15 protein-coding genes and 1 pseudogene are annotated in these 13,043 nt (G+C 72.1%); all 16 read right to left on the reverse strand.

Going from position 1 to position 13,043, the window contains the following annotated elements; genetic code table 11:
* Positions 1-7 precede the first annotated feature (7 nt).
* Positions 8-1,183, reverse strand: coding sequence for a DNA-processing protein DprA (gene dprA / locus ACZ6JT_RS14340; protein ID WP_469209822.1), 1,176 nt, complete (start codon positions 1,181-1,183; stop codon positions 8-10).
* The gene (locus ACZ6JT_RS14345) at positions 1,180-2,814 is read right to left on the reverse strand and encodes a YifB family Mg chelatase-like AAA ATPase (protein WP_469209823.1); all 1,635 of its coding nucleotides are present in this window, start codon (positions 2,812-2,814) and stop codon (positions 1,180-1,182) included. Before ACZ6JT_RS14345 ends, dprA begins: the two co-directional genes overlap by 4 nt.
* Positions 2,814-3,185 carry a YraN family protein gene (locus ACZ6JT_RS14350; protein WP_469209825.1) on the reverse strand — a complete coding sequence of 124 codons (372 nt, stop codon included), beginning with the start codon at positions 3,183-3,185 and terminating at the stop codon, positions 2,814-2,816. The genes ACZ6JT_RS14345 and ACZ6JT_RS14350 overlap by 1 nt, the downstream gene beginning before the upstream one ends.
* Positions 3,186-3,294: 109 nt before the next feature.
* Positions 3,295-3,603, reverse strand: a complete 309-nt coding sequence (locus ACZ6JT_RS14355) for a DUF2469 domain-containing protein (RefSeq protein WP_005311352.1) — start codon at positions 3,601-3,603, stop codon at positions 3,295-3,297.
* Positions 3,604-3,658: 55 nt separating this feature from the next.
* On the reverse strand, positions 3,659-4,180 hold the full coding sequence (locus ACZ6JT_RS14360; protein WP_469209827.1) for an NUDIX hydrolase: 522 nt from the start codon (positions 4,178-4,180) through the stop codon (positions 3,659-3,661).
* The gene (gene lepB, locus ACZ6JT_RS14365; RefSeq protein WP_469209829.1) at positions 4,170-4,952 is read right to left on the reverse strand and encodes a signal peptidase I; all 783 of its coding nucleotides are present in this window, start codon (positions 4,950-4,952) and stop codon (positions 4,170-4,172) included. The genes ACZ6JT_RS14360 and lepB (ACZ6JT_RS14365) overlap by 11 nt, the downstream gene beginning before the upstream one ends.
* Before the next feature lie 43 nt (positions 4,953-4,995).
* Positions 4,996-5,892 carry a signal peptidase I gene (gene lepB, locus ACZ6JT_RS14370; protein ID WP_030708547.1) on the reverse strand — a complete coding sequence of 299 codons (897 nt, stop codon included), beginning with the start codon at positions 5,890-5,892 and terminating at the stop codon, positions 4,996-4,998.
* Positions 5,816-6,862 (reverse strand): annotated as a pseudogene (lepB, locus tag ACZ6JT_RS14375) (signal peptidase I). The gene lepB (ACZ6JT_RS14370) and the pseudogene lepB (ACZ6JT_RS14375) overlap by 77 nt, the downstream one beginning before the upstream one ends.
* Positions 6,855-7,637: a signal peptidase I gene (gene lepB / locus ACZ6JT_RS14380; RefSeq protein ID WP_469209831.1), complete on the reverse strand. Its 783-nt coding sequence runs from the start codon at positions 7,635-7,637 to the stop codon at positions 6,855-6,857. Before lepB (ACZ6JT_RS14380) ends, lepB (ACZ6JT_RS14375) begins: the two are co-directional and overlap by 8 nt.
* A 44-nt stretch (positions 7,638-7,681) precedes the next feature.
* Positions 7,682-8,032, reverse strand: a complete 351-nt coding sequence (gene rplS, locus ACZ6JT_RS14385) for a 50S ribosomal protein L19 (protein WP_030823745.1) — start codon at positions 8,030-8,032, stop codon at positions 7,682-7,684.
* A 132-nt stretch (positions 8,033-8,164) separates the two neighbouring features.
* Positions 8,165-8,986 (reverse strand): tRNA (guanosine(37)-N1)-methyltransferase TrmD, encoded by an 822-nt coding sequence (trmD, locus tag ACZ6JT_RS14390; RefSeq protein WP_469209833.1) that lies wholly within the window; start codon positions 8,984-8,986, stop codon positions 8,165-8,167.
* The gene (gene rimM / locus ACZ6JT_RS14395) at positions 8,986-9,600 is read right to left on the reverse strand and encodes a ribosome maturation factor RimM (protein ID WP_469209835.1); all 615 of its coding nucleotides are present in this window, start codon (positions 9,598-9,600) and stop codon (positions 8,986-8,988) included. Before rimM ends, trmD begins: the two co-directional genes overlap by 1 nt.
* Positions 9,601-9,681: 81 nt before the next feature.
* On the reverse strand, positions 9,682-9,921 hold the full coding sequence (locus ACZ6JT_RS14400) for an RNA-binding protein (RefSeq protein WP_030011889.1): 240 nt from the start codon (positions 9,919-9,921) through the stop codon (positions 9,682-9,684).
* A gap of 2 nt (positions 9,922-9,923) precedes the next feature.
* Positions 9,924-10,364, reverse strand: coding sequence for a 30S ribosomal protein S16 (gene rpsP, locus ACZ6JT_RS14405; protein WP_030386406.1), 441 nt, complete (start codon positions 10,362-10,364; stop codon positions 9,924-9,926).
* 383 nt (positions 10,365-10,747) lie between these two features.
* Positions 10,748-11,344, reverse strand: coding sequence for a hypothetical protein (locus ACZ6JT_RS14410; protein ID WP_030708534.1), 597 nt, complete (start codon positions 11,342-11,344; stop codon positions 10,748-10,750).
* 224 nt (positions 11,345-11,568) lie between these two features.
* The gene (gene proS, locus ACZ6JT_RS14415; RefSeq protein ID WP_469209839.1) at positions 11,569-12,981 is read right to left on the reverse strand and encodes a proline--tRNA ligase; all 1,413 of its coding nucleotides are present in this window, start codon (positions 12,979-12,981) and stop codon (positions 11,569-11,571) included.
* Positions 12,982-13,043 lie beyond the last annotated feature (62 nt).

Raw genomic sequence — 13,043 nt, forward strand, 5'->3', positions numbered from 1 at the left:
CCCCAGGTCAACGACCGCCTCGCCGGGTGGACCGGGTTTGTGTGTCCCCTCCAGCCGTTCGTCTGCTCAACTGCCAGCCGTCGCCCTGCCGTTCGACGAACCCCAGAGAGTGAAGTTCGTACAGTCTGCCGATGACTTCATCGGTGCCGGTGCCCGAGGCAAGTGCCAGCTCGGCCGCGTCGGCCGGGCGTCCGGCCGGGAGCGCTTCGAGCACCCGGGCGGTGTCCCGGTCCAGGAGGTCCCGGGCGAGCACCGGGCCGCGCCGCTCGGGAGCCAGCTCGCCCATGGCGCCCACCAGTTCGACGACTTCCGCCGCGTCGGTGACGAGCGCGGCCTCGCCCCGCAGCAGCTCGTGCACCCCGGCCGAGAGCGCGCTGGTGGCGGGCCCCGGGATGCCCATCGTGAGCCGCCCGAGCTGCTGGGCCCGCCGGGCCGTGACCAGGGAGCCGCTGCGGTGGGCGGCCTCAACGACGACGGTGCCCCGGGTGAGGGCGGCGATGACCCGGTTGCGCAGGACGAACCGGCTCGGGGTCGGGTGGCTGCCGGGCGGCAGCTCCCCGAGGATCAGCCCCTGGCCGGCGATCCGGTCGAGCAGCCCGGAGTGTCCGCGGGGGTAGGCGACGTCCACCCCGCAGGCCAGTACCGCCGCGGTCGCGCCGCCCGGGGCGAGGGCCCCGCGGTGGGCGGCGCCGTCGATGCCGAACGCGGCCCCGGAGACCACGACCCAGCCCCGCTCGGCGAGTCCGGCGGCCAGCGTCTGGGCCATGTGCGCGCCGTACGGGGTGCAGGCCCGGGCCCCGACCACGGCGACCGAACGCAGCGCCCACGTCCGCAGGTTCGGCCGGCCCCGCAGCCACAGCCCGACGGGGCGGGCGTCGCCGAGGTCGTCGAGCTGGGTCGGCCACTCCGCCGATCCCGGGAACACGAACCGGCCTCCCGCCGCGTCGACCCTTTCGAGGTCGCGCCGCGGATCGGCCAGCGCCGCCCGTCTGCGGTATCCGGCGAGCCGCTCCGGCCCCACTCCGGCCGGGGCCTCCGGTCCCGCCTCGGGGCCGGTGAGCAGTCCCATCAGCCCGACCGCGCCGTGCTCGCGCAGCCAGCGCCCGCCGTGCTCGTCGCCTGGCTCCAGCACCCGGGTGAGCGCCGCCCGCGCCAGCATTTCCCCTTCCCCGGCGCCGGTCATGTCGCGCCTCCCGTCACCGGGATCGCCCCGCGGGTGATCCCCGTCCGCAGCTCCAGTGCCACCGCCACGTCCAGCGCGTCGGGCCGGTCCCGCCCCCGCAGGTCGGCGACGGTCCAGGCGACCCGCAGGACCCGGTCCAGCCCGCGCGCGGTGAGCAGCCCCCGCTCCAGATCGCGCTCGGCCTGCGCCAGTGCCCCCGGGCCCGCCTGCCACCGGGTCCGCAGTTCCTGTCCGGGCACCTCGGAGTTGAGCCGCCACGGGGTGTCGGCGAGCCGGGCCGCGGCGCGCTCCCGGGCCTCCCGCACCCGCCCGGCGACCACGGCGGTGGCCTCTCCCCGCCCGCCCTGCCCCAGCAGATCGGAGCGGGTCACGGGCTCGACCTCCACCCTGAGGTCCACCCGGTCGAGCAGCGGCCCGGACAGCCGCGCCTGGTAGCGCCGGATCACCGAGGGCGGGCATTCGCACCCGGCTCCGAGCAGGGTGTGGCGCCCGCACGGGCAGGGGTTCGCGGCGAGCACCATCAGGAACCGGGCCGGCAGCCTCACCACCCCGGCCGCGCGGGCGATGACCACGTGCCCCGATTCGAGGGGCTGGCGCAGCGCGTCCAGGGCCCGGCTGTGGAACTCGGCGGCCTCGTCCAAAAAGAGCACGCCGCGGTGGGCCAGGGAGACCGCCCCGGGCCTGGGGACGCCGCTCCCGCCGCCCACCAGGGACTGCATGGTCGCCGAATGGTGCGGTGCGCAGTACGGCGGCCGGGCGACCAGCGGTTCGCCGGGCGGGAGGATCCCCGCGACCGAGTGGACGGCCGTGACCTCGACCGAGTCCTGGCGGGTGAGCGGCGGCAGGATCCACGGCAGTCGCTCGGCCAGCATCGTCTTCCCCGCGCCCGGGGGTCCGCTGAGGAACAGGTGGTGGCCTCCGGCGGCGGCCACCTCCAGTGCGCGGCGCGCCGTGTGCTGCCCGGCCACGTCCGCGAGGTCGGGGAAGTCCGGAGCGTCCCCGCGGCCGGTGCGGCCGGGTGCGAGACCCGTGCCCAGCCCCGCCCCGGGGACGAGCAGGCCGGCCAGTATCGGGTCGGGGCGCCCCGGCGGTCCGGGCGGCTCCTCCTCGGGGACCACTCCATCGGTCAGGACCGCGATCAGCTGGCGCAGGCTGCGCACGCCGAGCACCGAGACGTCCGGCACGAGGGCGGCCTCGGCCGCGCACTGCTGCGGCACGACCACCTGCCGGTATCCGGCCTCCGCCGCGGCGAGGACCGCGGGCAGGATCCCGCGCACGGGGCGCACCCGGCCGTCCAGGCCCAACTCGCCGATGAGGACGAGGTCGGCGATGGCGGCCGGGTCGACCACCTCGGCGGCCCCGAGGACGGCCGCGGCGACGGCCAGGTCGAATCCGGCACCGGACTTCGGCACGGAGGCGGGGCTGAGCCCGACCGTGAGCTTCTTCTGCGGCCAGGCCGGCCCGGAATTGACCACGGCCGCCCGCACCCGGTCCCGGCTCTCGACGAGGGTCTTGTCCGGCAGCCCCACGAGGGTGAAGGCCGCGACCCCGGGCTCCAGATCGGCCTGGACCTCGACCGCCACCCCGTCGACGCCGACCAGGGCCACCGAGCAGGCGCGCGCGAAGCCCATCAGGCCACCCCCCTGACGTGTTCCACCAGGGGGGCGCCGCGCCGTGGCAGCAGGACTCCGACGAGGTCGATGCGCACGCCGCCCGGGGGCGGTCCGCCGTGGTCGGCGAGCCATCGCCCGGCGAGTCCCCGTAAGCGCTCGGCCTTGGCGGGCCGCACGGCGGCCATGGGATGCTCGAAGTCACCCGCCCGGCGGGTCTTGACCTCGCACACGACGAGGGCCTCCCCGTCCCGCGCGACGATGTCGATCTCCCCGCCGCGGCACCGCCAGTTCCGTGCGATCACGGTCATCCCGGCCTCGGTCAACCGCCGCGCGGCGAGTTCCTCGCCGTACCGCCCCAATGCCTGCTGTGCCACGCCCTTCGCGTTCATCCGGCACCACCTCCGGCACCGACGGTCCCGCGTCCCCGCCCACCTTGTGGATCTTGGTGGACAAGCCGGCCGCTGTGGACAACCTCCTCACCCTTCCGGGTGAGGAAGCTCAGCTCCCGGGCAGTTCGAGATCGCTCTTGTTGAGCTCCTCGATGTTCACGTCCTTGAAGGTCAGCACCCGGACCTGCTTCACGAAGCGGGCCGGCCGGTACATGTCCCAGACCCACGCGTCGGCCATCGAGACCTCGAAGAAGACCTCACCCTGGACCGAGTGCACCTGCATCTCGTAGTCGTTGGTGAGGTAGAAACGGCGTTCGGTCTCGATCACATACTTGAACAGCCCGACGACGTCGCGGTACTCCCGATAGAGCTTCAGCTCCATCTCGGTCTCGTACTTTTCGAGGTCCTCGGCACTCATGGCATGTTCCCCTTCAGCCGTGCGTCCCCCTATTGTGCGCCAGGCCCGTGCGCCCCTAGACGATTTCCGGGGCCAGGACCACCGGCTCACCCGGAGGACCGTCGACGAGCAGCGTACGGAGCAGCTCGGCGAGTCTGGTCGGGTACACCGTCTCATGGGCCGAGAGAAGTTCCTCGGAGGTCCACCACCTGGCTCCGGTGACGCTGCGCCGCTCCAGCTCGGTGAGCCCGCCCATCTCGGTCGCGGTCTGGCTGGTACGCGCCAGGAAGTACCACTCGTCCTGCTCCCAGCGGCGCCCGTCGAAGGGGAAGGAGCAGTAGCGGTGCCACAGCACCGGCCCCAGCTCCACCTCTGTGATCCCCGTCTCCTCCGCCAGCTCGCGCAGTGCGGCCTGCTCCCGGCTCTCCGCGCCCTCCAGCCCGCCGCCCGGTGTGAACCACCAGTCGTCCGAGGGGTCCGCCGGCTCGAAGCCGTGCAGCAGCAGGATCCGGTCCTCCGGATCCAGCAGGATCACCCGCGACACCTTCCGGTGTGCCGTACCGGCCTGGTCAGCGGAGACCGGCCGGTCAGCGGACACCGGCCCGCTCCTGCCGCCGGGTGCGCCCCAGGACCCGCGCCAGGGGCCCGTACGCGGCCCCCACCAGGACCAGGGCGGCGCCGGCCGCCACCGCCACGAGCTGGAGCCGCAGCGGCCCCGGCCGCGAGGTGCCGCCGGGCAGGGCGGCGTACGTCGCCGGCCGCTCCAGCATCTTCGCGGAGGGCCAGGCCAGGGCGTCGACGCGGGCGCTGACGGCCGACCGCGGGACGGTGCCCTGCCCGGCCTCCTGCAGGTGGGCCCGGGAGTCCAGGGACGCGGCCCGCCGGTCGCCCAGCAGGAAGAGGTTCCCCTCGGGGACCGTCACCTCGAAGGGGGTCCCGGACGGCGGGGCCTGCCCCGGCGGCATGGCGAGACCCGTGTCCGGCCGGGTGGTGTCGGCGTACGGCTCGTCCAGCGGCGTGCCGTTCACGGTGAGTTCGCCGCCCGCGCCGCAGCACTTCACGGTGTCGCCGCCGATGCCGACGACCCGCTTGACCATGGGCGAATCGCTCCACATGGAATCAGTGAAGACGACCACGTCCCCACGGCGCACCTCCTCGCCGTCGATGCGCTGGGCGAGGACCCGGTCCCCGGGCCGCACGGTCGGCATCATCGAGTCGGTCGGCACCGTGTAGGGCTGGTAGAGGAACGCCCCCCACACGAAGCCGCCGAGGAAGAGCGCGAAGCCGAGGGCCACGGCCAGTCCCGACAGCACGTTGCCGAGACCGCCGCGGCCCTTCTTGCCCCTGCGTATCGCTTGTGTTCCGCCCATTGCAGCGCCCCCACACTCCGGGATCGTCGACCTGGGCGGCACCCTACCGGGCGGTACGACCGCCGGTCAGCTTCTGCCTGCGCCACATGACCAGCGGAACCGCCCCGACGAGCCCCAGAGCGGCCGGGCCGAGCCCGACCGGCGCCAGTCCGGAGGCCCCGAGACCCAGCGCGGTCGCGGCGGCCTGGTTGCCGATGCCCGGCTGGTCGAAGGTGGCCGGGACGGGCAGGGTGGACCAGCGGGTGAGCGGCCACGCGATCACGACGGCGCGCCCGACGACCTTGTCCACGGGGACGAAGCCCTGGGTGGAGTCCTGCATGTGGTAGCGGGAGTCCTGGGAGTTCTGCCGGTGGTCGCCCATCACCCAGATCTTGCCCTTGGGCACGGTGATCGGACCGAAGGGGGCGTCGTCACACGGGGTGTTGCCGGGGAAGATGTACGGCTCGTCGAGCTCCTTGCCGTTGACGACGACCGGTCCCCCCTTCTTGCACTCGACCGTGTCCCCGCCGATGGCGATGGTCCGCTTGATCAGGTCCTTCTCCTCGGCGGACGGCATCAGGCCGATCCAGCTGAGGGCCTTCTGCACGATGTTCGGCTCCGGGGTCGGCTCCCCGGAGAGCCAGTTCGCGGGGTCGTGGAAGACCACGACCTCCCCGCGCTCCGGCTCGGAACCGAACCACGGGGTCAGCTTGTCCACGAGCACCCGGTCACCGCGCTGCAGCGTGTCCTGCATCGAGTCGGAGGGGATCGAGAACGCCTGGACCAGGAAGGTCTTGATCAGCAGGGCCAGCAGCAGGGCGATGCCGATGAGGAGCGGAAGTTCCTTCCAGAACGAGCGGTGCGCGCGCGCCGCGGTACCGTCCTCATCGGCGTCGCGCTCGACTGCATCGTCCGGCCGCTCCTCGCCCTCGTCGCGTCCGGATCGTGCGCCTACCGCCACATCCCCCACATCCACTCCTCACTCGCGATCGCCGCCCGCACCGAAACAGGCACAGGCCCTCCCCTCCCTTAACGAGCGGGAGTTCCCTAAGGCGCGGGAGACCGAAGACACACTATGCGAACGGCACGCCCCGACGGCGCTTACGCCGTCCGCGTCGTTCGCTCCGTGCCTGATCGGGCACCATGCGGAACGTCGCGGGCTGTTCCAGTCGCTTCCAGTGCCCGAACGGCCAGGCGATCACCACGGCTTCGCCGACGACCCCCTTCTCGTCGATCGTGCCTTCGAAGGCCTCGTCGAGGTGGAAGCGCGAGTCCGCCGAGTTCGCCCGGTGGTCACCCATGACGAAGAGCCGGCCGGGCGGTACCTCGACCTCGAAGGTGATCTCCGAGGGGGCGTTGCCCGGGTTGACGTACGGCTCGTCGAGCGGGGAGCCGTTGACGGTGACCCGGCCCCGGCTGTCGCAGCACTTGACGGTGTCACCGCCCACGCCGATGACGCGCTTGATGAGGTCCTGCTCGTCGGCCGAGGGCAGCAGGCCGATGAAGGTCAGGGTCTGCTTGATCTGTTTGACGCCGACCGGATCGGGGGCGGGTCGGGCCGCCTCGCCCTTGAGCCAGCCGCCCGGGTCCTTGAACACGACGACGTCGCCGCGCTCGACCTTGGAGCCGAACCACGGGGTCAGCTTGTCGACGAGGACCCGGTCGCCGATCAGGATCGTCTGCTCCATCGAGCCCGAGGGGATGAAGAAGGCCTGCACCAGGAAGGTCTTGAGGAGCAGGGCTATGCACAGCGCCACCACGACCAGCAGCGGCAGTTCGCCCGCGCGGCGCGTGCGGCGGCGCCGGCGCACCTTGCGGGCCGTCCGGCGCCGTTCGGCCCGGCCGCCCTCGACCACCGGCACGGGTGTCGGTTCCGGCTCCGGTTCGGGCTCCCGCTCCCGGCCGCCCCGCGGCCGTCCCCGGTTACCCATGACCGCCGCCGACCGCGCCCCAGCGCGAAACCGGCCAGCCGATCCAGTCGGCCCGCCCGATCACCATGTCCACCGGCACCATCCCCCCGCCCGGTTCCCCGAGGTGGTCCCGCGAGTCCCGGGACTGGGACCGATGATCACCCATCACCCACAGGCTCCCCAGGGGTACGACGATCCGGAACGGCACCTTCGAGGGCGCGTCACCGGGATACAGGTACGGCTCGTCCAGCGGCACGCCGTTGACCTCGACCCGCCCGGCGGCGTCGCAGCACACCACGTCGTCACCGCCGACGCCCACGACCCGCTTCACGAAGTCGGTGTCGGACGGCTCCGCGAGCCCGAGCGCCGAGGCTGCGCCGTGCAGCAGCACGCCGACCGGATTGCCCTCCGGGCGTTCCCGTACGAAGGAGCCCGTGCCGTCGAAGACCACCAGGTCCCCGCGGGTCGGTTGGCCGCCGAAACGGTACGCCAGCTTGTTGACCAGGACCCGGTCCCCGACCTGGAGCGTCGGCTCCATGGAGCGGCTCGGGATCAGGAAGGGCTGGACCACGAAGTTGCTGAAGAGCAGCAGGAAGACGGTGCAGACCACGCCGAGCACTCCGGCCCGCCGCCAGGTCAGCGGCCCCCGGGACGAGGCCCGCCCGTTCGCGGGCTCCCCGGAAGCCCGCTTCCGCGCGCCGGTCCTGCCGGGCGGGGAGAACGCAAAACGCGGCCGCTCCTCCCCCTCGCCGGGGGAAGAGTGGCCGCGCTGCGTGTGAGGTGCTTCGGTGTCCATCGGGGGCGAGCCTATCCGGCCGCCCCGGAACACCGGAGGCGACCTTACTTGTCGCGCTTCTCCTTGATCTTCGCGGCCTTGCCGCGGAGCTCACGGAGGTAGTACAGCTTCGCACGGCGAACGTCACCGCGGGTGACGAGCTCGATCTTCTCGAAGATCGGGGAGTGGACCGGGAAGGTACGCTCCACGCCGACGCTGAAGGAGACCTTGCGGACGGTGAAGGTCTCGGAGACCCCGGCGCCCTGGCGACGGATGACGACGCCCTTGAACTGCTGGATACGGGAGCGGTTGCCCTCGATCACGCGGACGTGCACGTTGATCGTGTCACCCGGGCGGAAGGCCGGGACGTCCGAGCGGAGCGCGGCGGCGTTGACGCCATCGAGCAGGTGAGACATGTTCTTCGTCTGCTTTCTTCGCACGACGCCACAGGCCGCCGAGCGGGTTTCCGTAGAGAATTCGGGAGCTGTCCCACCCTGCGGGCGACGGTCCCCCTGTGGCAGGGGCGCTCGCGGGCGTACAGCAGCCGCCTATTCTTCCACGGCCGGGGGCCTGCGCCAAAATCGGCCGTCCGGGGACGGCGTCCAGCCCAGGATGGAGAGGATCTCCCGGTCCTTCTTGTCGAACGCGGAGGCCTCGCAGCGCTCGATCAGATCGGGCCGGTTCCGGGCGGTCCGGCGAAAGGCCTCGTCCCGGCGCCAGCGGGCGATCTTCCCGTGGTGGCCGCTGAGCAGCACCTCGGGGATGTCGCGGCCGCGCCACACCGGCGGCTTGGTGAAGACGGGCCCCTCCAGGAGGTTGGCCATCTCGCCCGGCGCGAAGGAGTCGTCGCGGTGGGATTCGGCGTTGCCGAGGACTCCGGGCAGCAGCCGGGCCACGGCCTCGGTGACGACCAGGACGGCGGCCTCGCCGCCCGCCAGGACGTAGTCGCCGATGGAGACCTCGTACACCGGCATGCGCGTGGCGTACTCGTCCATGACCCGGCGGTCGATGCCCTCGTACCGGGCCGGTGTGAAGATCAGCCAGGGCCGCTCGGAGAGCTCGACGGCCAGTTCCTGGGTGAAGGGCCGGCCGCTGGGCGTGGGGACGACCATGACGGGGCCGTGCGCGCCCGCCTCGTAGCCGTCGGCCAGCGCCGCGTCCAGGGCCTCGCCCCAGGGCTCGGTCTTCATGACCATGCCGGGACCGCCGCCGTACGGGGTGTCGTCGACCGTGTTGTGCCGGTCGTACGTCCAGTCCCGCAGGTCGTGGACGTGCACGTCGAGCTGCCCGCGGGCACGGGCCTTGCCGACGAGGGAGACGTTCAGCGGCTCCAGGTACTCGGGGAAGATCGTGACGACGTCGAGTCGCATCAGGCGTTGTCCCCGGAGTCCGCGTCACGGGCCGGGCCCGCGTCAGGAGCCGCGTCCTCGTCCGGGACCGCTTCCTCGTCACGGGACGAGGCGACGACCGCTTCGCGCTCGTCGATCAGCCCGGGCGGCGGGGTGATGACGCAGCGCTGCTCCTCCAGGTCGATCTCGGCGACGATCTCCTCGACGAAGGGGATCATCACCTCGGAGCCGTCCGGCCGCTCGACGATGAAGAGGTCCTGCGAGGGCAGGTGGGAGATCTCGGTGATCCGGCCGATCTCGGTGCCGTCCTCCAGTACCACGTCCAGGTCCATCAGCTGGTGGTCGTAGTACTCGTCCTCCTCTTCCGGCAGCTCCGCCGGGTCCACCTCGGCGATCAGCAGGATGTTGCGCAGCGCCTCGGCCCCGGTGCGGTCCTTGACGCCGGCGAAGCGGAGCAGCAGGCGGCCGCTGTGCACCCGGCCCGTCTCGATGGTCAGCGGTCCCGCGGTGGCGGGCTCCGTCTTGAGCACCGCGCCGGGGCTGAGGCGCAGCTCCGGCTCGTCCGTGCGCACCTCGACGGTGACCTCACCCTTGATGCCGTGGGCGCGGCCGATCCGCGCGACTACCAGCTCCACTTGGTCTCTCTCCTGTTCAGACGACGACGGGCCGGGGTGGGCACGAATGCCCTCCCCGGCCCGTGCCGGTGATTCAACTGCTCAGCGGACCTGGTCCACGTCGACGAGGTCGACGCGGATCCCACGGCCGCCGATGGCGCCCACGACGGTACGCAGAGCACGCGCGGTGCGGCCGTTGCGGCCGATCACCTTGCCGAGGTCGTCGGGGTGGACCCGGACCTCGAGCACCTGCCCGCGGCGCAGGTTGCGCGAGGCGACCTGCACTTCGTCGGGGTTGTCCACAATGCCCTTTACGAGGTGCTCAAGAGCCTCCTCGAGCATGATCAGGCCTCGGTCGACTCGGCGGCGGCCTCAGCCTCGTCCGCCTTCTTGTCGGCCTTCTTCGCCTTCTGCGTGATGGCCTCGCCCTTGCCCTCGCCGATGCCCTCGAGGGCCTTGGCGAACTCGTCGAAGGAGCGACGCTTGCTCTCCTTCGTCTCCGGCTGCAGGAGCGGCGCGGGGGCGGGGAGACCCTTGTGGGCCTGCCAGTCACCGGTCAGCTTCAGGATGGCGAGCACAGCCTCGGTGGGCTGGGCGCCGACGGACAGCCAGTACTGCGCACGCTCGGCGTTGACCTCGATGCGCGACGGGTTGTAGGTCGGGTGGTAGATACCGATCTCCTCGATCGCGCGACCGTCCCGACGGGTACGGGCGTCGGCGACGACGATGCGGTAGTGCGGCTGGCGAATCTTGCCGAGGCGCTTGAGCTTGATCTTGACTGCCACTGGAGTGGTGTCTCCTGAACTTGACGTGGTTGGGCACATGAGATGCCACGTGGGGTTGCGGTACTCGGGTGCCCGATGGACGCGTCAGCCGGAGGAGAGAGGGGTCCTATGCGACTGTCGAGTACAGCTAGCCATTGTGCCATACGCCCGCGCGGCGCTCAGCCGGGCGGGGTGGTCCGGCTCACGGAGGCGGCCCGCTCCCGCCCCCGTGCGGACATGGCGTGCCACGGGGACGGCGGTGCGGGGCGCGGAGCGCGGCCCGCCGGTGGTGCGGCGGTGCGGGCTGCCCGCGTGCACGCCGTCGGCGGTCGCCCCGGTGGGGGCGGGAGCCCGGCGGCCGGTTCGCCGTGGGGCGGTGGCCCCGGTGGCGACGGTGACGGCGGTCAGGAGGCCGCCGCGATGGCGACTTCGGGGATGCGGAAGGGCTTCATGCACCCGCCGCACACGATCGGCGCCTGGGCCAGCACGGAGGGGACCACCCGTACGTTGCGCCCGCAGTCGCAGACCGCCTTGACGCGGACGCCGCCGCCGGAGGACCCGTGCCGGGCGGCCGGTCCGCGGAAGCTGCGCTTGGTGTCGGCGGCCGTGGCCGCGGTGTGCGCCTTGAGGGCGCGCTGCAGCCGTTCGATGGTGGGGCGGTAGCGGCGCTTCGCCTCCGGGTTGAGCGTGACGAGCGAGAAGCCGCTGCTGGCGTGCGGTTCCTCGGAGTGGTCCAGCCCCAGCTCCTCGGCGATCGCGAGGAATCTGCGGTTGTGGTAGCGGCCGGCGCGCGAGGTGTCTCGGACTCCGCGGGCGGCGGCGATGCCGTGGACTGCCTCGTGCAGCAGTCGCTCGAAGGAGAGCTCGGCGCCGCAGGCGGACGAGGACTCTCCGATCAGGGACTCGGGCGCGGCAAGGTCAGGCAGCTCGGGGTGGTGCCGCTGAATATCGGCCCACGCCTGCGCCAGCTCTGCGGCGAGAACAGGTGGTGTCGTGCTCACGTCGTGACAACGAGCCGGGGTGCCCGGGTGTTCCGATTCCGGGCCATTCCAAATTTTTTGCACGTACCAGTCAGTTCAGTCTCATGCGTCCCGACGAGGACGGGTGCGCCGATCCCAGGAGGAGTCGGTACTTAACGAGGACCACCGACGAAGCCGCCCCGGCGCGCGGCACGAGCCGCACGCCGGGGCGCAGGAACCTTCGGGACCCGACCAGTACGACCCGACTAGTACGAGCGGGCGACGATCGCGAGGGTACCGGGAGCGTCGTCCGCCTCGGGAACCGACCCGTCCTCGGCGATCAGGCAGCGCACGGAGACGGCCTGCTCGGCCAGCTTCGCCTCGCCCTCCGGACCGAGGTCCGCCCACGGGATCCGGGCCCAGCCACCGGCGACGGCGGCCTCGGCGGCCTCCTCGATGGTCGCGACGTCGGAGGTGCGGGACTCGCGGCGCTCGCGGGACTCGCGCAGCAGCTGCGCCTGGTCCTCGTCGAGCACCTTGGGCAGCAGGTCGGCGAGCGCGTCGATCTGCACCGGGGTCTTCCCGCCCGGGATCCGGCGGGCCAGCATCGCGGTGCCGGCCTCCAGGTCGCGGGGGCCGATCTCGATGCGCACCGGTACGCCCTTGAGCTCCCAGTCAACGGCGCGACGGCCGAAGGGGGTGTCCACCCGGTCGTCGACCTGGACGCGCAGACCGGCCGCCTTCAACTGGGCGCCGAGCTCGCGGACCTTGGCGACGGCCTCGTCGCCCTTGATCGCCATGACGACGACCTGGACGTGCGCGAGGCGCGGCGGGACGCGCAGGCCGTTGTCGTCGCCGTGGGACATGATCAGGCCGCCGACCATGCGGGTCGAGACGCCCCACGAGGTCTGCCAGACGAGCTCCTGCTTGCCTTCCTTCGACAGGTACTGGGTGTTGAAGGCCTTGGCGAAGTTCGTGCCGAGCTCGTGGCTCGTACCCAGCTGCAGGGCCTTGCCGTCGCCCATCATGCCCTCGAGGGTGAGGGTGTTGATGGCGCCGGCGAAGCGCTCCTTGGCGGTCTTGCGGCCCAGCACGACGTCGATGCCGAGCACGTTCGTCATGAAGTCGCCGTAGACGTCCGTGTGGATGCGGGCGGCGTAGTCGCGGGCGTCCTCGTAGGTGGCGTGGGCGGTGTGGCCCTCCTGCCAGAGGAACTCGCTCGTACGGAGGAACACGCGCGGGCGCATCTCCCAGCGGACCACGTTGGCCCACTGGTTGATCAGCAGGGGCAGGTCGCGGTAGCTCTGGACCCACTTGGAGAAGTAGTCGTTGATGATCGTCTCGGACGTGGGCCGGACGACGACCGGCTCTTCGAGCTCCTTGCCGCCGCCGTGCGTGACGACCGCGAGCTCGGGGGCGAAGCCCTCGACGTGCTCGGCTTCCCTCGTCAGGTAGGACTGCGGGATGAAGAGCGGGAAGTACGCGTTCTGGGCGCCCGCGTCCTTGATGCGCGCGTCCATCTCCTGCTGCATCCGCTCCCACAGGCCGTAGCCGTACGGTCGGATGACCATGGTGCCGCGGACCGGACCGTTGTCGGCCAGCTCGGCCTTGTTGATCAGATCCTGGTACCAGCGGGGGAAATCCTCCGCCTGCGGGGTGAGAACGGGTGCCTTTGCCATGCCGCGAATCGTACGGCGCCGGGCACGCGATGCGTGAATCGGGTGGCGCGCTCCTCTGGACG

It is taken from the genome of Streptomyces sp. NPDC046308 (genome assembly GCF_055588065.1).